This window comes from Faecalibacter macacae (genome assembly GCF_003687725.1).
In the GTDB taxonomy this organism is placed as follows: domain Bacteria; phylum Bacteroidota; class Bacteroidia; order Flavobacteriales; family Weeksellaceae; genus Empedobacter; species Empedobacter macacae.
This window is the reverse complement of the sequence record NZ_RDOJ01000005.1, coordinates 161,562-182,832: the sequence shown is the minus strand read 5'-3', so window position 1 is coordinate 182,832 and position 21,271 is coordinate 161,562. Positions and strand designations below refer to the sequence as shown.

Here is a 21,271-nt window from a genome sequence, read left to right as displayed (position 1 = left end):
GTTGGTTAGAGCGCCGGATTGTGGTTCCGGAGGTCGTGGGTTCGAGACCCATCATTCACCCTATAAAAAGGAATTCAATAACTTGAATTCCTTTTTTATTTTCTATAAATTCTACACTTTATAAAATAATTTATCAATCTTTTCAATATTGTTCAACTTGGTATTATAGTTGCGGGTTAATTGATTCAAAACCAACGAAAAACTCAATACTTGAAAATCAACTACAAAAAAATATTAAAATATACTGGGATTTCTCTACTTACATTAATCTTGCTATTAACTATTGTTATCTATAGTCTTCAATTTCCTAAAGTACAGAATTTTATAAAAGATAAATTAGTCATTTATCTAGAAAATAAAATCAAAACTGATGTAGAATTAGAACGAGTTTACATCGATTTTCCTAATAATCTAATCATAGAAAATTTACATCTAAAAGGCGAGGATGTTGATACTCTTTTATTTACAAAAAAACTTGATGTATCATTAGATATTTGGCAGCTGTTAAAAAGTAAAGCTGATATTACTTCTATTGATTTGGAAGGAACTAGAGCTAATGTTATTAGACGAAAAGATGGTAGTTTTAACTTTGATTACATCATTAATGCTTTTGCTACAAAAGAGGAAGAAGAATCCACATCAAAACCATTTATAATTTCATTGGATAAAATCTATTTGAAAGATATTGGTGCTTCATTTAATGATTTACAATCAGGGAATAATATCAATATATATTTTAAAGAGTTTAATACACGAATTAAAAAATTTGATTTACAAGAAAACAGTTATGGCATAAGTAAAATTGAATTAGATGGACTAAAATTAAAACTTAAGCAGGATATTGTAGAAGAAATTGCACAAAATGTAGAAGAAACTGTAGATTCTATAAGTAATAACAAACCTTTACAATTAAAACTTGGTGAAATTTCGCTTACAAACATCGATGTAGCATATGATGATGATGTTTCGAAAATGTATGCGAAAGTTAAATTCAATTCATTTAATACAAATATCAAAACATTAGATTTAATAAAGAATAACTATGCTATTGATGATATTTTGATTGATGGATTAAACTTAAATTTTACACAAAAAATTACAAGTCCCAAACCAAATCAGGCTAAGACAACTATAGATAAAAACACTCCACTTCAACTTGCGTTAAATAAAATTATTCTAACGAAAAGTAATATCAATTACAAAGACGAAAATTCTAAAATTGATGCTATTGTTAAACTAGATGAATTTAAGACTAAGATAAACGCAATTAATTTAACAGAAAATAAATATGATGTAGATGAAATTGCACTAAAAAATGCATTAGTTAATGCCAACATTAATTTAAGCCAAACTATAACACCGTCCACTACTCCATCAAATTCATCAAAGCCTATTCAAGTTATGTTAAATAAGACTTTGATTGAAAATTCTCAAATCACATACAACAACACAGCCGCAAAACGTGAACAAAGAGGATTTGATCCAAATTATATAGATCTTGAAAAGCTCAATCTAAATATGTATCATTTTAAAATGATCAACGGAACATTTGCTGGACAAATCTTAGCTGCAAATATTAAAGAAAGAATTGGAATTAATATCCAAAAGTTTCGCACAAATTTTATGTATGCAGAAAAGCAAGCTTATTTAAAAAATTTAATTTTAGAAACACCTAAAACATCTATTAAAGATGAAATTATTCTTAATTACAATTCGATCAATCAATTAACAAATAATTTAGGTGCTGTTACTTTAAATGCTAATTTTAAAAAATCAAAAATAGCTTTTTCAGATATATTATATCTTGTTCCTGATTTACGTAACACTACTCCATTCAATAAATATCCAAATGCAATAATGTATGTGGATTCTAGAGTTTATGGACCAATCAATGACTTGAATATAGATAAATTAAAAGTTTCTGGAATTGGAGATTTAAATTTAACGGCTTCCGGAAAAATTAAAAATGCAATGAATCCAGACAAATTATACTATGATTTAAAGGTTCAGAATTTTTCCACTTCATCTAAAACAATTTATGATATAATACCTAAAGATATTATCCCGAATAACTTCAAAATTCCTTCAAAAATTGCGGTTAATGGTTACGCTAAAGGAACTACAAGTTTAATTGATACACAATTAAATTTAATTTCCAGTTTGGGTAATGCCAATGTAAAAGCGAATATTGATTTAAGAAAAAAAGATGCAGAAAAATATGATGTAAAAGCTGATTTAAAATCCTTAGATGTCGGAACATTGATAAGCAATAACGATATTGGTAAAATTTCTGGAATCTTTAACGTAAAAGGTGAAAGTTTTAATTTAGAAAAAGCGAATACATCAATTAAAGGGCAAATTACTAATGCAGAATACAATAAATATAATTATCAAAATGTAAATCTGAATGCAAAAATAAATCGAGGTGTTTTTGATGCTGATATACTTTCTAATGATAAAAATGCGAATTTAAATTTAACTGTTTCTGGCGTTTATAAAAAGGATTTAAAAGATGTTAAAATCAACGGAATTTTAGACAAATTAGATGTAAAAGCACTTAATTTTTATGATGAAGCATTAACTATAACGGGTGAAATTGATGGTTCTTTTGATAATTTAGATTTTGAAAATCCGAATGGAAATTTAACTTTGAAAAATTTCACTATTGCTGATGAAACGGAAAAATTAGCAATCAATGAAATGAAGTTAAACGCAATTTCTACAGAAAATCTTAATCAAATTACGTTAGAATCTCAGGTTATTGATGCTGAAATAAAAGGGAAATATAATCTTGTTGAAATTGCTCCTGCCCTAATTTCTACAATTAATAAATATTATCAATTTCAAGATCCTAAGAAAATATCAAAATTTGATCAAAACCAATATTTCACTTTAAATGCAAGTATAAAAAATGATAAATTGATACAGAAATTTGTTCCTGATTTAAAAGAATTTTCAACAATAAATATCACAGGAGATTTTAATGCTCAAACGCAGAAAATCAATTTAGAAGGGCAAATAGAAAATTTAGTTTATGATAAAAATTTATTGAAAAATGCTAAATTATCTATTTCTAATACTAATGAAACTCTTGATTATAATCTTAATTTAGATGCTGTTGGAAATGAAAGTTTCAAACTTAAAAACATAGATTTAAATGGAAATATTTATCAAAATATTATCAATTTAAATGCTTCTTCTAAGGATGAATCTGGAAAAGAACAATTTCATCTTGGAGGAAATGTTCAATTAAAAGATAATATTATCATCGCAAGTTTAAATCGAAATGGATTAATATTAAATTATGATTCTTGGCTGATTTCTGATGATAATCAAATCAAAATATTCGATAATGGAATTGTTGCTAATAACTTTAAAATATCGAATAACGAAAGTTCAATCGAACTTAATTCTGAAACTAATTCTCCTACAAGTCCTTTAAATATTGCGATTAATAATTTCAAGATTGAAACGATTACAGAATTAATAAAAATAGATGAGTTACCAGCCTCTGGAACAATTAACGGGACGGCAAAAGTGAAGGATTTAATGGCTAATATGACTTTTACAGCAGATTTAGACATCACAGATCTTAAGGCTTACAATAATCCTGTAGGAAATCTTGCCATTAATGTAAAAAATAAAACAACAGACATCATCAATGCAAATGCTTTGTTAACTGGTAATAACAACGAAGTACGTTTAATTGGAGATTATAATCTAAAGCAAAGTTTATTTGATTTTCAATTGAATATGAATCGTTTTGAAATGAATACAATCAAAGGTTTTACCAAAGGAATGGTTAATGATATTGAAGGTTATTTAGCTGGTAATTTAAACATCAAAGGTTCACTTGATAATCCATCTATCGAAGGTCTAATAGGATTTAATCAAGTTGGTTTTTCAGTTCCGGAGTATGGCGTTAACTTCAGAAATATTACAGATAATTTAAACTTTACAAATAGAGGAATCGAATTCGATCAATTTAAAATCAATGATAAAGATGGTAATTCGCTTTTACTTAATGGACAAGTTTTAACTACAAATTTTCAAGATTTTGAATTTAATTTAGATGTAAATGCGAAAGATTTTAAAGTAATTAATTCTGAAAAATCTGCTCAAGCATTGACCTACGGAACATTAGCAATAAATACTGAACTAGCGATTCGTGGCAATTTAGATTTACCGATTGTTACCGGAGATATTTTAATTACAGATCAATCTGATTTTACATTTGTAATGCCAAAAAGTACTACTTCATTGCAAAGTAATGATGGTATTGTTGAGTTTATTGATCCAAATGCAACAGAAATTATTCAACCAAAAGAAATTGACGCACTTCCAAATGAAACCAATATAAAAGGTGTCAATTTAAGTGTTAATATAGACATCGATCCTGAAGCTAAAACAACAATAATTATTGACCCAATTAATGGAGATTATGTTGAATTACAAGGAGAAGCACAACTTACAGGAGGTATGGATCCTTCTGGAAGATTATCTTTAACTGGAATTTACGAAGTTGAAAAAGGAACTTATGAAATGTCGGTAAGCATGATTAAACGCAAATTTGATATTTCAAAAGGTTCAACAATTACATGGACTGGCGAACCAATGTCTGCAAATCTTAATTTAACCGCTGTATATCGAACTCAAACTGCGCCAATCGATTTATTGGAACAGCAATTAACAGGTTTATCTTCTGCTGAAGTTAATATGTACAGACAACGAATTCCATTTAATACTGAGCTTAAAATTGGAGGCGAATTAAAAAAGCCTGAAGTCTTTTTTGACATCACTTTAGATGAAACTAATAATTCTGTTGCGTCGTCGGTTATAGAGAATACAAAAGCTAAATTAAACCAATTGAGAAATGATGAAGCTGAAATGAACAAACAAGTTTTTGCTTTATTAATACTAAATCGTTTTGTTGGAAATAATCCATTTCAAAGTCAATCTGGTGTTTCGGCCGAATCAATGGCAAGACAAAGTGTAAGTAATATTCTATCAGATCAATTAAACAATTTAGCTGCTGATTTAATTCAAGGTGTTGATATAAATCTTGGTTTAAACTCTCAGGATGATTATTCTACAGGCGAGAAAAATACACGTACTGATCTTAATGTTGAAGTAAGTAAAAGATTATTAAATGATCGTTTAAAAGTATCTATCGGAAGTAATTTTGGTTTAGAAGGAGATGCAAGAGTTAATGAAAACATGACCAATATTGCTGGAGATATTAACTTAGAATACGCCTTGTCTAAAAATGGTCGATACATGCTAAGAGCTTATCGTAAAAACGAATATCAAGTTGCATTACAAGGACAAATTATCGAAACTGGTGTTGGGTTTATTATCACTTTAGATTACGATAAATTCAGAGAAATATTTGAGAAGAAAAAGAAAAACGAAGCCATCAAAAAACAAATGAAAAACCAACCATGAAAAAATCAATAGCAATAGTAAACAAAACTTTATTAGGCCTAATTTCTATCTTTGCAATTTCCGCATGTAGCAATACTCAATTTCTTGAAGAAGGTGAAAAATTATACGTTGGTGCAGATTTAGAAATTGTAGGTGATTCATTATCTAAAAAAGAAAAAAGTCAATTAAAAACTGAATTAGAAAGTCGAATTATCCCAAAACCAAATTCAAGTTTTTTAGGATTACGACCTCAACTGTATATTTATAATATAACTAGCGAACCAAAAAGTGATAAAGGTTTACGTCATTGGTTAAAGTATAAAATTGGTGAAGAACCTGTTTTAATGAGCCAAGTTGATACAGAATTCAATAATAAAATTCTTAAGAATTATTCAGCGAATGTTGGATATTTTAATGCAAAAGCTAATGATGATACAATTATCAAAAACAAAAAAGCTACTGTAAATTACGTAGTTGAACCTAAATCAAGATATTACATCAATAAGGTCAATTTCCCAACGGATACATTAAATATCATCAACAAAGAAATAGCAAACACACAAAGAAGATCACTTTTAAAAAAAGGTCGACCTTATAATTTAAATACTATAATTTCTGAACGTGAACGAATTGATGCACGATTAAAAGAAAAAGGATTTTATTATTTTCATCCTGATAATATTATTTTAAAAGCTGACAGTATTTCTACACAACATGAAGTTGAATTATCTGTACAATTAAAAGAGAATACTCCAACTATTGCAAAACAACAATTTACAATAGATAACATTGTGGTATTTCCTGATTATAATATAACAGATTTAAAAAACAATCTTTATCAAATTCCAATGTTAGCAGATTCTTTGGCAAGTCATAAAGAGAATAAATTTTATATGATTGATCCGAATAATAAATTCAAAGCCAAAGTTTTTGATCGTGCGTTACAATTCAAAAAAGGAGAATTATATAATCGTACTGATCACAATCTTACATTAAATCGATTGGTTAATCTTGGTGTTTTTAAATTTGTAAACAATCAATTTGTTATTTCTGATTCAATCAATAATAAATTTGACGCTTATTATATGCTAACGCCACGCGAATTTCAATCACTTCGATTAGAATTATTGGGACGTACCAATTCTGCCAATTATGGAGGTGGCGAAATCAATTTAAATTGGACTCATCGCAATTTACTTCGTGGAGCTGAACAATTAAAAGCAACCATTTTTGGAGCTTTTGATATGCAATTAGGTGGACCAAAAGATGCAAACAATATTTTCAGATTAGGAACGAATGTAGAATTTTCAATTCCACGTATTATTGCTCCATTCAAATTTCATACTTCTGGTGCATATATTCCGCGTACCAATATAACATTAGCTTACGAATATTTAAATAGAACTAGACTTTATGCTTTGCATAATTTTAATACTTCATTTGGTTATCAATGGAAAGAAAATGCGAGAAAAGATCACGATTTAAAAGTTTTAGAAGTTACTTTGGTTAATCCTGATAATGTTACTGACGAATATTATAACCAAATTTATGATGAATTTGGTAACATCATAAATCCACAGTTAAAGCGTGTTGTAGACAAGCAATTGATTTTTGGTCCAAGATATTCTTATACCTATACAACAACGATGTTACCACGAAAAAATACTATTTATTATCGTGGTATGATAGATTTATCTGCTAATTTAACTGGATTACTTTCAGGTGCAAATGTCGAAAAAGGAAAACAAAAAGAAATCTTCAATATTCCTTATAGTCAATATGCAAAAATGGAACACGATTTTAGATTTTTTCATAAATTCTCACGCAAAACATCCATCGCAACTCGTTTTATTGGTGGTATAGCTTTACCATACGGAAACTCGGAATTTGTTCCATTTTCTAAACAATTCTTCGTTGGTGGTAGTAACAGTGTTCGTGCATTTAGAGCAAGAACTTTAGGTCCTGGTTCGTACGATCCTCGCAACCAAAACGCAAGTTTTTACTTTGACCAAGCCGGAGATATAAAATTAGAATTGAACGCAGAATATCGAATGAATTTGTTTAAATTTTTAAATTTAGGATTATTTGTTGACGCTGGAAATATTTGGACTGTGAATGAAGAACCTACACTACCAGGTGGAAAATTCTCTAAAGATTTTATCAGCGAAATTGCAATTGGTGCAGGTGTAGGTCTTAGACTTGATTTTAGTTTATTAATCCTTCGTTTTGATTTTTCTATGCCATTACGTATTCCTTATTACGAAAAAAACGATCGTTGGACATTTGATGAAATCAATTTTTCGGACAAAGATTGGCGAAAAGACAATCTAATTCTAAACATAGCAATTGGTTATCCTTTCTAAGTTTCAGTTCTATTAATTCTCAATTTTAATCCTTAAATTTAGAGATACAAAAACTAGTTGAAATGAAAAAATCATTTGTATTGAGTGCGATTGCTTTAACATCAATTTTAGCATCATGTTCAACTCAAAAAACAACTCAAAATTCTACAGAAGTGGAAACGAAAGTAAACGAATTTAAACCACAATATTACTCAGAATATACTTTAAAGACAGATTTATCTCATTTATCTGAAAACGAAAAAAATATTATTCGTTTAATGATTAAATCTGCTGATATTATGGATGATATATTTTGGCAACAAGCTTACGGTGCCAAAATAGACATTACAGATGCGACTAAAGGTGAAGTACTTGATTACGTAAAAATCAATTACGGCCCTTGGGATCGTTTAGATAATGAAAAACCTTTTGTTGATGGTTTTGGTCCAAAACCTGCTGGCGCAATGTTCTATCCTGTGGATATGACAAAAGAAGAATTTGAAGCAGCTAATTTACCAGAAGGAAAATCAAATTACACGTTAGTAAAACGTAATCGTGACGGAAAATTATATACAGTTCCTTATCATGTAAATTACAAAAATCAATTACAAAATGCTGCTGGATATTTAGCAAAAGCGTCTGAATTAGCAGAAGATCCAGGGCTTAAAAAATATTTACAATTACGCGCAGCTGCTTTATTAAACGATGATTTCTATGCAAGTGATTTAGCTTGGATGGACATGAAAAATTCTAATTTAGATCTAGTTATTGGCCCAATTGAAACATACGAAGATCAATTATTTGGTTACAAAGCTTCTTACTCTTCTTACGTTTTAGTAAAAGATGTAGAATGGTCTAAAAAATTGGCAAGATTTGTTCAGTATTTACCTGAATTACAACAAAACTTACCTGTTAATGCAAAATATAAAGCTGAAAAACCAGGTACAGATTCTGACCTTAATGCATATGATGTAATTTACTATGCCGGAGATTGTAATGCAGGTGGAAAAACTATTGCGATTAATTTACCTAATGACGAGCAAGTTCAGTTAGAAAAAGGGACACGTCGTTTGCAATTAAAAAATGCAATGCAAGCTAAGTTTGATCAAATTTTAGTTCCGATTTCTAATGTAATGATTGATGAATCTCAACAAAAAAACATCAAATTTGACGCGTTCTTTTCTAACGTAATGTTTCATGAAGTTGCACACGGGTTAGGAATTAAAAATACAATTAATGGTAAAGGTTCAGTTCGCGAAGCTTTAAAAGAAACACAATCTGGATTAGAGGAAGGAAAAGCGGATATTCTTGGTTTATACATGGTAAATCAATTATTGAAAAAAGGTGAATTAGAAGGATCTCAAGAAGATTATTTCGTGACATTTTTAGCTGGTATTTTCCGTTCGGTTCGTTTTGGAGCAAGTTCAGCTCATGGACAAGCAAATATGGTTTGTTTCAATTATTTTGCTGAAAAAGGTGCTTTCGAAAAATTACCAAATGGACGTTACAAAGTAAATGTTGCCAAAATGGAGCAAGCTATGAATGGACTTTCTGAATTAATCTTAACGCTACAAGGAAACGGAGATTATGAAGGTGTTAAAACTTTAATGGTTACAAAAGGAAAAATCGGATCTGATTTACAAAAAGATTTAGATAAAATAAACGCTTCTAATGTTCCTGTTGATATAAAATTCAAACAAGGATTAGATATTTTAGGGTTATAATAATCTGCTATATATAAAATAAAAGGCAAACCGTTGGTTTGCCTTTATTTATGAATTAATCTTTACTTCGTAAGTAATTTCTACGCCACCAGCGGCTAACATGTCATGAACACTGCAATATTTTTTAACTGCTAACTCCGCAGCTTTATTTGCTTTGCCCAAATCAATATTACCTTTTAATAAAAATGTAATATGAATATCTGTATAAATTCTTGGTGCTTCTTCTCTTCTATTACCTGCAACCTCAACCTGAATATCTTCTACTTCTTGACGTTGTTTCTTTAAAATTTCACCTAAATCAAAAACACTACATCCTCCTAATGCCATTAAAATCATTTCCATTGGACTTGATCCTTTCCCTTCTCCTCCTATAGATGCTGGACCATCAATATTAACCTTAACTTCTGATGATGGAGCTGTTGCTTCGTAATGTGATGCTTGATTTACGCGTTGTAATTTAACTTGCATGTTCTCTTGTAATTAATTTGGATAAAATTACATCTTTTATTGATTCAATTAAATATGGAACAACTATTGTTAATAATCAATTTAATAACCTAACTAAACACTATGAATAACAACTACTTATTTCTTTTTATTTTAATACTTTTCTTTTCATGTAATGAAAATGATGATCTAAAAAATGATCCTATTACAAACAATTTTGAAACTAAAAATGTAATTATCTTAGTTGTAGATGGACCAAGAATGCACGAAACTTGGTTTGATAGTAATCGTATAAATATTCCAAATAGAGTAAATTTATTAAGAGAAGGTGTCTTAATTAGTAATTTTAAGAATAATGGAACGACTTTAACAATGTCTGGACATAGTAGTATTTTAAATGGAACATATGAACATTTGCTAAACGATGGAAGTCAATCTCCCGAAAATCCTTCAATGCTTCAACTTTGGTTAAAACAATCAAATGAACCTAATAATAAAGCTTGGATTATTACCTCTAAAGTAAAATTAAAAACTATCGCGAATTGTGTAAATACTTCTTGGAAAGATCAATTTTTACCATCTACAGATTGTGGTAATCCAACTACTGGAACAACTGATAGAACAGATATACAAACAGTAGAGAGTTTTAAAAATATATTGAATAATTATCAACCAAAATTGGTAATGATAAATTTAAAAGAAGTTGATGCCGCTGGTCATAATAATGATTGGAACGGCTATATCAATGGAATTAAAAATACCGATGCTCAAATAAAAGAGATTTGGAATTTTATACAATCATCTAACAATTATAAAAATAAAACTGCTTTAATTGTAACAAACGATCATGGAAGACACGATGATAACAATGGTGGTTTTCAGCATCATGGTGACCAATGTGGAGGTTGTACTTCTATAGAATTTTTTGCTTTAGGTCCAGATTTTAAGAAAAATGTTACTATAAGTACAGGAAATTACGAACAAAAAGATATTGCTAAAACTATTGGTTTGATAATGGGATTTGAAATGCCTTTTTCGGATGGGAAAATTATAAAAGAAATCTTCTCTAAAAATATAATGGAATAAAGTATTATTGATGATTGATGATTTTTAATTTTTTATTACAATCTTCTCGAAAGCTAATCTTTCACTTCCTCGAAAATAAACTTTCCCACAAAACGTGTATCCCAATTTTTCAAAAACACGTAACATTCCTACATTATCGTAATTTGTATCAACTTTAATTGACTTTACTCCCTTTTTTATCACGAGTTGTTCAACTTCATTCAATATCCAAGTTGCTAATCCTTTTGTAGGATTAATATGATCAACAATTAAACGATGAAAAACCATATATTTTTCATCTTTCGCTGATAACCAATTTCCAATAATTTCTTCATAGGCTGACTCTATTTCATCAATCATTGCAATATAACCAACTATTGTATTTTGTTCGTTAAGAACTACAACTCCATAATTATGTTTAACATCATTTACTACAACATCACGATTAGGATAACCATCTTGCCATTGGTTACTTCCATCATTTTTACGTTTTTCGATACCCTGTTTTAATAAAAACCATATTGCATCTACATCATTAATTGTGGCTATTTTCAGTTGAAAATTCATTATTATAATTTGATTCTAAAATTAATTCAAATAAAAAAACAGTGCAAAAATGCACTGTTTAAATTTATATTAAAAGATTATAGTGTTCCGAATTTTCCCGCTTTAAATTCTTCAAATGCTTTTACCAATTGTTCTTGAGTATTCATCACAAAAGGACCATAATGTGCAATTGGTTCATTTAATGGTTCTCCACTCAAAACTAATTCTAAAGTATTATCACTAAGAGCTTCAAGACTAAATGTATCTCCTTTTTCATTCTCAAACATTGCGAACGAATCTTTTTCTAAAACTTCTTCACCATTAACTTTTACACTTCCATCAATAATTAAGATTGCCGTATTATAATAGTTTAAAAAATCAAAATCAGCAATTGCACCTTTTTGTAAATATGCATTATACATATTTATAGGCGAATATGTTGTTGCTTTACCTTTTTGCCCGTTATATTCTCCTGCAATTATATTTATATAACTCACCTCATCATTCAATACAACTTTAGTCATATCATTATATAATACATCTTGATAATGTGGTGGTGTTTCACGATCCTTTGCTGGTAAATTCATCCAAATCTGAACCATTTGGAACATTCCTCCTTGTTTAGACCATTCTTCTTCGTGGTATTCTTGATGCAAAATTCCGGCTCCAGCTGTCATCCATTGAACATCGCCTTCTCCAATTACGCCATGATTTCCACGACTATCTTTGTGAGCAATTTTTCCTTTGTACGCTAAATGAATTATATAATCTACATTATCTAAGGCTTTTTCATCAATTGTTTTATTTTCGAAATCCCATTGAAACTCATTTTCAAGTTTAGGATTTCGAGTTAAAAATTTAAGTTGATACTTTTCAGATAATATTGGAATAATATGTTTAGCAATAAAGCTATTTGCTCCTGTAATTAAGACTGTATTTTTCATTGTGATTTTATTTAATACATTATTTACTAAAAATTTATAACCGAAAAATAGTACCTTAACTATGGGTTACTTAAAGGTAACCGGTAACCTTAAATAAAGCATATGATTAAAAACCACTAACAGATCCGGCACCATGTACAGGTGATATACTTGCAATGACAGATTCTTTAGATATTTTGGGTGGGAAATGGAAGCTCTTAATCATACATTATTTAATGTTAAGAGAGTATGATTTAAATACTTTTAAGAAAATTGAACGAGATATTGAAGGAATTTCTGCCAAAGTTTTATCGAAAGAATTAAAAGATTTAGAAGCAAATAAGTTGATAAAAAGAGAAGAACAAAAAACTAAACCTATTTCTGTTGCTTACTCTATTACCGAGTACGGAAAAACAACGAAGGAAATCATAAATGTATTAGTGATTTGGGGACAAAATCATCGAATAAAAATTTTAGAGGATGAATAAAAAGATGCCTAAATTAAGCATCCTTTTTTATATGTATTAAAACCCGTTTGTAGGTCTTGTTTTTAACCATCCTGTGATACTATAACGCGTTTTCTTAACCGTTTTCACTTCGTGCGGAATAGTTTTACTATCAAAAATTGCCATCCTACCAGCAAATGGTAATATGTTTAATTCTTTTTCAGAACCATCATCATTCAATAAATGTAACGCTAATTGCCCTCCAAATTCATCTTTCCAATCTTCATCATTCAAATAAAAAACCATTGATAATGTTCTACGATCATCATTTTTAAATGCATCTACGTGACGCTGATAAAAGGTTCCTTTTGTATATGCGGCATAATGAAATTCGCTTTCTTCAATTCCCATATAACAAGTACGATTTAGATAAGAAATGAAATCATTAACCTTTGTAAAGAAAATTTCCTCTACTTCGTTCTTATTCGCTTCATCAATCCACTTGATTTTATCTCCTCGAATAGATTTTAATATTTTTTCGTTCTGAGAATTTCCTATCGCAGCTTGATGAAATCCTTCATTTGTATTTTGATTAATTACGTGATTTCGTAATTGTGTTGTTTCTTCAGAAGAAAAAAAGTTATCCGAAATAGAATATTTCTGTTCTAAAATATCATCAATAATCTTTTCGTAAATTGAGTTTAATGCAAATTCGCCCATTAATTGTTATAAAAAACTATGGTAAAAATAATTTTTATTGAGAAAAATGAAATACAAAAACATCAATTAATACTTAATAAATTAATATTTGTTCAATTTATTAACATCTAACTAAAAAGAAGGATTAAAAACTGAGGATATTCTAATCATTATTTTACATTATTAACTATATTTCAATAATATAATTAACAAAACCTATAATTTCAATCGTATTTCTTTAGATTAAATTAATATATCTTCAAAAAAAATACGATTTTAATAAATTATATTCATTTACTTATATTCGTAAACGAACTTATCTAAATCTAAAAGTAAATAATTAATGATTTGATGTATAGTTCTTGTTGCAGATTGCATCTGATTTAACATTAAATTTCTATTATGCAAATCACTAGCTAAGTAAGTACCACCTTCATTAAAATTCACAGAATTATTAGCAGCATCTAAATCATTTTCAAAATTAAATTTTAGCCATCTTTCTTTGATATGCTCCAGCATAGATTTATTATCCGTATTACCCCAGAATTTTTTTTCGGAATACATGTACCAAACAAATGGAGGAAAATTATCTGAATCTAATTTTCCTTTCCAAACATCGCCCAAAATATTTCTATTGTGTATAAATTCTACTTTTTTACCTTTAGGATTTAATGTTGCAAAACCTAATCCAGCTCCCAATACACCTCCACCAATATCTACTACATTTCCTACATTATCATTTGTAATAATTGCTCCAGCAATTGAAGTTAAGGCTCCAGCAACTATAGAATAATAAACAACACGATTATTTTTTTCAGAATTTATATTATCAACATAATAAGCCATTTGCGCGACTCTTTCACCCTCACAATCATACTCTGCAGCAACAGCATCTAGCTCTGTCATAGCAATATTTATTTTACTATTAATTGCTGATTTTAATTGTAAAATTTTCATTTGACTTTTAATTGTAGAATCCTTTTTTAATAATATTATATCCTCAACTTCATCAATTCCACCTAGTGCGTTTAAAATCAATACACTTTGATCTGAGAAAGATGCTCGTAAATGATTATTAACACTTAAAATTGAATCTGAATTTAATGAAGGTATTTCCTTTTGATAATTATATTTAAATGGAGCTTTACAATAGCTATTTTTAAGAGATAAAATATTTTCTTCTAAATTCTTTTTGTGTTGACTAACACAAGAAAAGAAAAAAAGTAATATTACAAGATATATTCCTTTCATATTAGGTGGTTTAGCCTATTAAATGTACGAATAAGATTCAAATTATATTTTGTTAAATAAATTCATATTTTAATTTATCATATCTTAGATTTCGCTTTAAAATAAAATCATAAACAATGAGTATTTCAATCCATAATAAGGAACAAATTATTGATCAATTAAAACAATTAGATACAACACAAACACCGGATTGGGGAATTATGACACCACAACATATGGTTGAACATTTAATCGTTTCGATGAAAATGTCTAACGGTGGATTTATTATTCCTTGCAGAACGCCAAAAGAAATGATTCCGAAATATAAAGAAGTAGTTTTGAATCCAGCTATCGATATGGAAAGAGGAATTAAAGCCGGTGGTATGGAAGGATTATTAGATTTACGATTTCCTACGATGGAAGCAGCTATTGAAAAATTAGAAAGGGAAATTGAGAAGTTTCATGATTATTTTCTATCAAATCCTGGAATCTTAATGATGAATCCTGTAGTGGATGAAATTGGTTATGATGAATGGGTTATTTTTCATAATAAACATTTTAAACATCATTTTAAACAGTTCAAATTAATCAAATCATAAAAATACGGAAGCTAATTGCTTCCGTATTAATTTTATATTAATGTGTAACTTTTAAAGTAATTAATATTAAACAGGCTAATAAAAGTGAAAAAATGGAAAGAGATATAAATAATATAGAAGTTCCTTTCAATATAACTTTTATTAGATTCTCTTTATAAACTCTCTTTAATGCCATAAAAAAATAGATAAAAATTAAGACAATCGAAAAATAATCGAAGAAATCAAAAACAAAAGTCCACATGCTACCTATAGGAGTTTTAAGTATTGTATCATTGATATAGCTTTCTATAATTGAAAACATACAAACTAAAAGTACAAAACAGAAAAAGTAGAGCGTAAATATTCCATGATCATAATAAAACCATTTTTTCTTGTTATGGAACAACCACATGATAAAAGCAAAAATAGGTAGATAAATAAATAATGCTCTTGGTAAATTATGCATAAAAGAATTAGCAAATTTATCTGCAATTTGTTCTTTATTATATCCGTGATGGCTTAATTCTATATATTTCTCAGCAAAAGGTTCAAAAAAGAATTTATCTACAAAAGTTTCTTTTTCATTACTTTCTTTGATAGCAGATAATTCATTACTTAAAATATCTGCAAAATCTTGCTCCTCAACTCCACTATCTGTTTGAATATTAATTGTAAATGTTTCTTTATGATGAAATAAACTAGAAACGATAGGTGGAATAAAAAAGGTTAAAAAACTAATAAAAATATAAAGTTTTACAGGTGAAACATAAAAATTTCTTTTTCCTCTTAAATATGTTTCAATCAATACTCCTGGTTTTAAAAATAAAACTTTAAAAGTATCCCAAAATTGACCATCATAATGAGTAAAATCTTCCAAAAAATGGGTGAAAAGATAATGATAAGGTGGTCTATTTTCTGTATTTTCTTGTCCACAGTTAGAACAAAATCTTCGTTCTACTTGATAATTACAATTCAAACAATTTGATTCTTCTCTTAATTGATGATGAGACATGGATTTAGTATTAATTAAAAGATAATTTATGAAAAAAAAAACGTGTAATATTATTTTTAAACACTTAAATTACAATATGTTATAAATAATATTTTTATACCAACTATAGCTTAAATAAAGAAATGATTAATTTAGAGTATAAATATCATTACAAATGAAAAATTATATTTTAAATAATTCAACTAAAATACCATCAATTGGTTTTGGAACTTGGCAAATTGCAGAAGGAGAAAATGCATATAATGCAGTAAAAACTGCAATTAGTAAAGGATATACACATATTGATACTGCAGCCGTTTATGGCAACGAAAGAAGTATAGGAAAAGCTATAAAAGACAGCGGTATACCTCGAGAAAAATTGTTTGTTACTACTAAGTTATGGAATGATATGCGTGGAGAAGAAAATGCTAAAAAAGCATTTAAAATTTCTTTAGAAAAATTAGGTTTGGAATATGTTGATTTATATCTATTACATTGGCCTGCAAATGAAACTCAATTCCCAGAAAACTGGAAAGAAATAAATGCTGCATCTTGGAAAGCTTTAGAAGAATTATATAACGAAGGAAAAATTAAAGCAATCGGTGTAAGTAATTTCATGGTCAATCATCTAGAAGCTCTATTAAAAACTGCAATTGTAATCCCAGCTGTTAATCAAATTGAATTTCATCCAGGATTTACACAACCTGAAGTTGTTTCGATTTGTAAAGCGAATAATATTTTAGTGCAAGCATGGTCTCCTTTAGGATCTGGACGAATTTTACAGAATAATATAGTAATTGATATTGCTAAAAAATATAATGTTACAGTTGGACAAGTTTGTATCCAATTCGCTCTTCAGCAAGGAATTTTACCTTTACCAAAATCTGAAAACCCAAGTAACATTGAAAACAATTTAAATATTGTATTTGAATTATCTACTGAAGAAATTGAACAATTAACTAATTTACAAGATTCAGGTTTTTCAGGATTAAATCCTAGCGAAATAGCTTTTTAAATATTTTAAAAAACCGCTTCATAATGAAGCGGTTTTTTGTTTTATTCTATATAAAAATTTAAATTTTATTAGATATGAATTGCATGTCCATACGCGTCTTCAACAGCTTCCATAATAGCTTCCGACATTGTAGGGTGTGGATGTACAGATTTCATAATTTCGTGTGCTGTCGTTTCTAATTTACGAGCTGCAACTGCTTCTGCAATCATCTCTGTAACTCCGTCACCAATCATATGACAACCTAACCATTCACCATATTTAGCGTCAAAAACAACTTTCACAAAACCATCAGCAGCTCCGTTTGCTACTGCTTTACCGTTTGCAGAAAATGGGAATTTACCAACTTTTACTTCGTAACCAGCTTCTTTTGCTTGTGCTTCTGTCATACCAACAGATGCAATTTCTGGTGAACAATATGTACAACCAGGGATATTTCCGTAATCGATTGCTTCTACTTTTTCGCCTGCAATATGTTCAACACATAAAATTCCTTGTGCTGAAGCTAAGTGTGCTAAATCTGCACCTTTTACAACATCACCAATTGCGTAATATCCTTTTACTGAAGTTTCACAGAAATCATTAATTACAATTTTTCCTCTTTCTGTAGCGATTCCTACCGCTTCTAAACCTAAGTTTTCTGTATTTGGAACAACTCCAACTGCAGATAAAACAACTTCAGCTTCTAAGATTTCATCACCTTTTGCAGTTTTTACAGTTGCTTTAACTAAATCTCCTGTTGTATCAACTCCAGTAACCTCAGCATTTGTTAAGATTTTTATTCCTGATTTCTTTAAAGATAATTGTAATTGTTTAGAAATATCTTCGTCCTCTACATTTACAATTCTTGGTAAAAATTCAACGATTGTAACTTCAGTTCCTAAAGTATTGTAGAAATGAGCGAACTCAACTCCAATAGCTCCAGAACCAACAACAATCATAGATTTTGGTTGTTTTTCCATTGCTAAAGCGCCACGATAACCGATAACCTTTTTACCATCTTGTGGTAATGCAGGTAATTCGCGAGAACGTGCTCCTGTTGCAATGATAATATTTTCTGCTGCGATTTCTTTAGACGTTCCGTCTGCCGCAGTTACTTTAACTTTTTTACCTGGTAAAACTTGCGCTGCACCTTGTATTACTTCAATGTTATTCTTTTTCATTAAGAACTGAACACCTTTACTCATACGATCAGCTACTCCACGAGAACGTGCAACAACATTTCCGAATTCAAAAGTAATGTCTGAAGGTTTGTTTAACCCGAAATCTTCCGCGTGATTTAAGTATTTGAATACTTGAGCACTTTTTAATAAAGCTTTCGTTGGAATACAACCCCAATTTAAACAGATCCCTCCTAGTTCTGCTTTTTCCACGATTGCTACTTTTTTTCCTAACTGAGAAGCTCTAATTGCTGCCACATATCCTCCTGGTCCGCTTCCAATAACTATAATGTCGTAACTCATTTTTTCCATAATTTGAACGCTAATTTATATAAATCTAAAACGAAATAAAAGCAATTCGGTAAAATAGATTAAAATTTCTTAAATTTGCAGGGTGAAAATATTCTTTGAAAATTACGCCGACGATTTATGCGTCGAAACGGACTTTCCTTTAGTAGGAAGTTTAGAACAAGCTATTGATATTTTCCATAATCTACCCGATTATGATGGTAGTTTTATTGGATTTGTAAATGACGATGGCAATACTGTTCAGATTTCTAAATACGACCGATTTTTATTTTTGGTCGAAATACCTGTATATGATCAAGATGCATCTTATTCTAAATTATTAAATTACTTTCAAGTAAAAAATTTAATTGAACATTTGTTTAATGGTTTTGATCCTTACGATATACCTGATTTAAAATTTGAACAGTATATAACTGAAAAAGCGACTAAATAGTCGCTTTTCTTATGTTTTATTTTTTAAATAAAAGTATAATCCGATTAATAAAATCATCAAAATAAATCCAATCCATACATGATAGGATTTATCTTCTTCAATAATTTTATCCTTTTCTTCTTTTGAATAAAAACTTAATGTAAGAATCAACCAATGGAAGCTATAACCTAAGGCTTTATACAATTTAAGGATTAATCCTTCGAAAATAACTGTTACTTTAAACTCTAGCATAAGATTTATTTAATGGTGTATTTTCCATAAATCCTTTCAGATGATTCTTTCATTAAATAAAAATCATTTTTATTATAATTTGAAAGACATAATTTATAAAATATAGTATCTGAATTCTCAATTAAACCAAATCTATAACCAATATTTTCATTTACTGCTTTACTCTCATCATTATTAAAAATAACATCTTTCAAGGTTATATTAATACTATCAAAATACTCTTTTGAATCTTTATCATAATATATTTCTGAATTGTTAATTTCTAATTTAAATGATTTCAAATTTTTCTCTTTAACAATAGTATCATAAACCATTGCACTAAATATTACTAAAACTATTAGTCCACCAAATAATAGAAAATATGGCACTGTTTCTTCGTTGAATAGCTCATCTTCATCATGATAGCTCATTACTTCTTCTCCATTTTATAGAATAGTAGAATCACAAAACTAATTGCAAAAGATAATCCCATTGCAAGGACCGAAGTTTTCATTCCTTCTGTATATTCGATCAATAAACCATAAATCACTAAACCTAAGAATAAAGCCAATTTCTCAAAGATATCATAAAAACTAAAATATGTAGTTGTATCCTCTGTTTCAGGTAATAATTTAGCGTAAGTTGAACGAGACAACGCTTGTAAACCTCCCATTACTAAACCAACTAAAGCAGCCATAGAATAAAAATGTATTTTTACATCTGGATGATCTGGCTGAATCATATAACCAATAACACAAGTGATAATCCAAATTACAATTCCGATTAAAATGGTAATTTTATTTCCGATTTTGCCTGATAAATACGAGAAAATCCATGCACCTAAAATGGCTTCAATCTGAATTAAAAGAATTGTCATAATTAATTCTGAACTTTCCATTTTAATCTCTGAACTTCCGAACATAGCTGCCATCAAGAAAATCGTTTGCATCGCTAAACTGTAAAAGAAAAATCCAGCTAAAAACACACGTATGTTTTTATAACTATTTAGTTCTTTGAAAGTGTTTGATAAACCTTTGAAACTGCTTTTGAATATGTCTTTCGGAACTTCTTTGTTCGTTACTTTATTTGGCAATTTTGATAAAGCAATTTGTCCAAATCCTAACCACCAAAATCCAGTTAATAGAAAACTTAATCGTGTGAAAAATGATACTTTTTCTTCTGGAGCAAATTGAATCATCGCTAAACAAATCGATAATAACATGACTGATCCGATATAACCAAACATATAACCTTTTGCAGATACAGAATCCATTTTTTCTTCGGAAACTATTTCTGGTAAATATGCATTGTAAAACACTAAACTTCCCCAAAAACCTACACTTCCAGTAATATTTAATAATAATCCAAGCCAAGTAAGTTCTGATGAAGTAAAGAAAAACATCGACATACACGAAAAGCTTCCCAAATAACAGAAAAAACGTAAGAATTTGATTTTATTTCCTATTAAATCTGCAATTGAAGATAAAACTGGCGATAAAATAATCACAAAGAAAAAAGCAATAGCTAATGAAAAGTTGAAAGCAGATTCTGGTAATAACCCTAAAAACTTTATAGGATTTCCAGCCTCATCTCTTGTCATAGCAGTGTAAAACACAGGAAATATTGCCGAAGCAATTACCAAAGAGTGAACCGAATTTGCCCAATCGTAAGAAACCCATGCTCTTATTAAACTTGGTTGATTTTTTTCTATTGTACTCATTTTGCTTTTATA

General features: G+C 29.0%; 18 protein-coding genes. 8 read left to right on the top strand and 10 right to left on the bottom strand.

The annotated features are described in order from the left end of the window. The first annotated feature begins 216 nt into the window (after nt 1-216). The 3 genes from EAH69_RS05705 to EAH69_RS05695 all read left to right on the top strand — a co-directional run bounded on the left by EAH69_RS05705 (nt 217) and on the right by EAH69_RS05695 (nt 9,490). Nucleotides 217-5,445 carry a translocation/assembly module TamB domain-containing protein gene (locus tag EAH69_RS05705; RefSeq protein ID WP_394338562.1) on the top strand — a complete coding sequence of 1,743 codons (5,229 nt, stop codon included), beginning with the start codon at nt 217-219 and terminating at the stop codon, nt 5,443-5,445. Continuing rightward, nucleotides 5,442-7,787 (top strand): translocation and assembly module lipoprotein TamL, encoded by a 2,346-nt coding sequence (gene tamL, locus EAH69_RS05700; protein ID WP_121934214.1) that lies wholly within the window; start codon nt 5,442-5,444, stop codon nt 7,785-7,787. The genes EAH69_RS05705 and tamL overlap by 4 nt, the downstream gene beginning before the upstream one ends. A gap of 62 nt (nt 7,788-7,849) precedes the next feature. Continuing rightward, on the top strand, nt 7,850-9,490 hold the full coding sequence (locus EAH69_RS05695) for a dipeptidyl-peptidase 3 family protein (RefSeq protein WP_121934213.1): 1,641 nt from the start codon (nt 7,850-7,852) through the stop codon (nt 9,488-9,490). A 48-nt stretch (nt 9,491-9,538) separates the two neighbouring features. Here the strand turns inward: EAH69_RS05695 and EAH69_RS05690 are convergent, their stop codons facing one another. Next, complete coding sequence (locus EAH69_RS05690) at nt 9,539-9,958, bottom strand: OsmC family protein (protein ID WP_121934212.1); 420 nt, start codon at nt 9,956-9,958, stop codon at nt 9,539-9,541. A gap of 102 nt (nt 9,959-10,060) precedes the next feature. Here EAH69_RS05690 and EAH69_RS05685 point away from each other — a divergent pair, with 102 nt between their 5' ends. Further along, entirely contained in the window at nt 10,061-11,023 is a 963-nt protein-coding gene (locus EAH69_RS05685) for an alkaline phosphatase family protein (protein ID WP_121934211.1), read from the top strand. Between the two features lie 24 nt (nt 11,024-11,047). On the opposite strand, the gene EAH69_RS05680 is transcribed toward EAH69_RS05685, so the two are convergent. Both EAH69_RS05680 and EAH69_RS05675 read right to left on the bottom strand, forming a co-directional pair. Then, entirely contained in the window at nt 11,048-11,569 is a 522-nt protein-coding gene (locus EAH69_RS05680) for a GNAT family N-acetyltransferase (RefSeq protein WP_121934210.1), read from the bottom strand. 77 nt (nt 11,570-11,646) lie between these two features. After that, the gene (locus EAH69_RS05675) at nt 11,647-12,492 is read right to left on the bottom strand and encodes a pirin family protein (protein ID WP_121934209.1); all 846 of its coding nucleotides are present in this window, start codon (nt 12,490-12,492) and stop codon (nt 11,647-11,649) included. A 155-nt stretch (nt 12,493-12,647) separates the two neighbouring features. On the opposite strand from EAH69_RS05675, the gene EAH69_RS05670 reads away from it, so the two are divergent. Next, on the top strand, nt 12,648-12,959 hold the full coding sequence (locus EAH69_RS05670; RefSeq protein ID WP_121934208.1) for a winged helix-turn-helix transcriptional regulator: 312 nt from the start codon (nt 12,648-12,650) through the stop codon (nt 12,957-12,959). 36 nt (nt 12,960-12,995) lie between these two features. Here EAH69_RS05670 and EAH69_RS05665 read toward each other — a convergent pair whose 3' ends face one another. Together EAH69_RS05665 and EAH69_RS05660 are read right to left on the bottom strand one after the other, a co-directional pair. Then, entirely contained in the window at nt 12,996-13,637 is a 642-nt protein-coding gene (locus tag EAH69_RS05665) for a 2OG-Fe(II) oxygenase (protein WP_121934207.1), read from the bottom strand. A gap of 273 nt (nt 13,638-13,910) precedes the next feature. Continuing rightward, nucleotides 13,911-14,867, bottom strand: a complete 957-nt coding sequence (locus EAH69_RS05660; protein WP_230466719.1) for a hypothetical protein — start codon at nt 14,865-14,867, stop codon at nt 13,911-13,913. Nucleotides 14,868-14,983: 116 nt separating this feature from the next. Here EAH69_RS05660 and EAH69_RS05655 point away from each other — a divergent pair, with 116 nt between their 5' ends. Beyond that, the gene (locus EAH69_RS05655; protein WP_121934206.1) at nt 14,984-15,445 is read left to right on the top strand and encodes a DUF1569 domain-containing protein; all 462 of its coding nucleotides are present in this window, start codon (nt 14,984-14,986) and stop codon (nt 15,443-15,445) included. A gap of 37 nt (nt 15,446-15,482) precedes the next feature. Here the strand turns inward: EAH69_RS05655 and EAH69_RS05650 are convergent, their stop codons facing one another. After that, entirely contained in the window at nt 15,483-16,436 is a 954-nt protein-coding gene (locus EAH69_RS05650) for a DUF3667 domain-containing protein (RefSeq protein ID WP_121934205.1), read from the bottom strand. 154 nt (nt 16,437-16,590) lie between these two features. On the opposite strand from EAH69_RS05650, the gene EAH69_RS05645 reads away from it, so the two are divergent. Next, entirely contained in the window at nt 16,591-17,430 is an 840-nt protein-coding gene (locus tag EAH69_RS05645; RefSeq protein ID WP_121934204.1) for an aldo/keto reductase, read from the top strand. Between the two features lie 68 nt (nt 17,431-17,498). Here the strand turns inward: EAH69_RS05645 and lpdA are convergent, their stop codons facing one another. Beyond that, nucleotides 17,499-18,890, bottom strand: a complete 1,392-nt coding sequence (gene lpdA / locus EAH69_RS05640) for a dihydrolipoyl dehydrogenase (RefSeq protein ID WP_121934223.1) — start codon at nt 18,888-18,890, stop codon at nt 17,499-17,501. 91 nt (nt 18,891-18,981) lie between these two features. On the opposite strand from lpdA, the gene EAH69_RS05635 reads away from it, so the two are divergent. Next, entirely contained in the window at nt 18,982-19,329 is a 348-nt protein-coding gene (locus tag EAH69_RS05635; RefSeq protein WP_121934203.1) for a hypothetical protein, read from the top strand. Nucleotides 19,330-19,338: 9 nt separating this feature from the next. Here the strand turns inward: EAH69_RS05635 and EAH69_RS05630 are convergent, their stop codons facing one another. The 3 genes from EAH69_RS05630 to EAH69_RS05620 are packed head-to-tail and all read right to left on the bottom strand — an operon-like array spanning nt 19,339 to nt 21,259. Further along, nucleotides 19,339-19,560, bottom strand: coding sequence for a hypothetical protein (locus EAH69_RS05630; RefSeq protein ID WP_121934202.1), 222 nt, complete (start codon nt 19,558-19,560; stop codon nt 19,339-19,341). 5 nt (nt 19,561-19,565) lie between these two features. Further along, complete coding sequence (locus EAH69_RS05625; protein WP_121934201.1) at nt 19,566-19,970, bottom strand: hypothetical protein; 405 nt, start codon at nt 19,968-19,970, stop codon at nt 19,566-19,568. Continuing rightward, nucleotides 19,970-21,259, bottom strand: coding sequence for an MFS transporter (locus EAH69_RS05620; RefSeq protein WP_121934200.1), 1,290 nt, complete (start codon nt 21,257-21,259; stop codon nt 19,970-19,972). Before EAH69_RS05620 ends, EAH69_RS05625 begins: the two co-directional genes overlap by 1 nt. Nucleotides 21,260-21,271: the final 12 nt, after the last annotated feature.

What these genes read in the sequence shown, in the direction of transcription:
- tamL (WP_121934214.1), top strand. Translation starts at nt 5,442, where the DNA reads ATGAAAAAATCAATAGCAATAGTAAACAAAACTTTATTAGGCCTAATT.
- EAH69_RS05695 (WP_121934213.1), top strand. Translation starts at nt 7,850, where the DNA reads ATGAAAAAATCATTTGTATTGAGTGCGATTGCTTTAACATCAATTTTA.
- EAH69_RS05690 (WP_121934212.1), bottom strand. Translation starts at nt 9,958, where the DNA reads ATGCAAGTTAAATTACAACGCGTAAATCAAGCATCACATTACGAAGCA.
- EAH69_RS05685 (WP_121934211.1), top strand. Translation starts at nt 10,061, where the DNA reads ATGAATAACAACTACTTATTTCTTTTTATTTTAATACTTTTCTTTTCA.
- EAH69_RS05680 (WP_121934210.1), bottom strand. Translation starts at nt 11,569, where the DNA reads ATGAATTTTCAACTGAAAATAGCCACAATTAATGATGTAGATGCAATA.
- EAH69_RS05675 (WP_121934209.1), bottom strand. Translation starts at nt 12,492, where the DNA reads ATGAAAAATACAGTCTTAATTACAGGAGCAAATAGCTTTATTGCTAAA.
- EAH69_RS05670 (WP_121934208.1), top strand. Translation starts at nt 12,648, where the DNA reads ATGACAGATTCTTTAGATATTTTGGGTGGGAAATGGAAGCTCTTAATC.
- EAH69_RS05665 (WP_121934207.1), bottom strand. Translation starts at nt 13,637, where the DNA reads ATGGGCGAATTTGCATTAAACTCAATTTACGAAAAGATTATTGATGAT.
- EAH69_RS05660 (WP_230466719.1), bottom strand. Translation starts at nt 14,867, where the DNA reads ATGAAAGGAATATATCTTGTAATATTACTTTTTTTCTTTTCTTGTGTT.
- EAH69_RS05655 (WP_121934206.1), top strand. Translation starts at nt 14,984, where the DNA reads ATGAGTATTTCAATCCATAATAAGGAACAAATTATTGATCAATTAAAA.
- EAH69_RS05650 (WP_121934205.1), bottom strand. Translation starts at nt 16,436, where the DNA reads ATGTCTCATCATCAATTAAGAGAAGAATCAAATTGTTTGAATTGTAAT.
- EAH69_RS05645 (WP_121934204.1), top strand. Translation starts at nt 16,591, where the DNA reads ATGAAAAATTATATTTTAAATAATTCAACTAAAATACCATCAATTGGT.
- lpdA (WP_121934223.1), bottom strand. Translation starts at nt 18,890, where the DNA reads ATGAGTTACGACATTATAGTTATTGGAAGCGGACCAGGAGGATATGTG.
- EAH69_RS05630 (WP_121934202.1), bottom strand. Translation starts at nt 19,560, where the DNA reads ATGCTAGAGTTTAAAGTAACAGTTATTTTCGAAGGATTAATCCTTAAA.
- EAH69_RS05625 (WP_121934201.1), bottom strand. Translation starts at nt 19,970, where the DNA reads ATGAGCTATCATGATGAAGATGAGCTATTCAACGAAGAAACAGTGCCA.
- EAH69_RS05620 (WP_121934200.1), bottom strand. Translation starts at nt 21,259, where the DNA reads ATGAGTACAATAGAAAAAAATCAACCAAGTTTAATAAGAGCATGGGTT.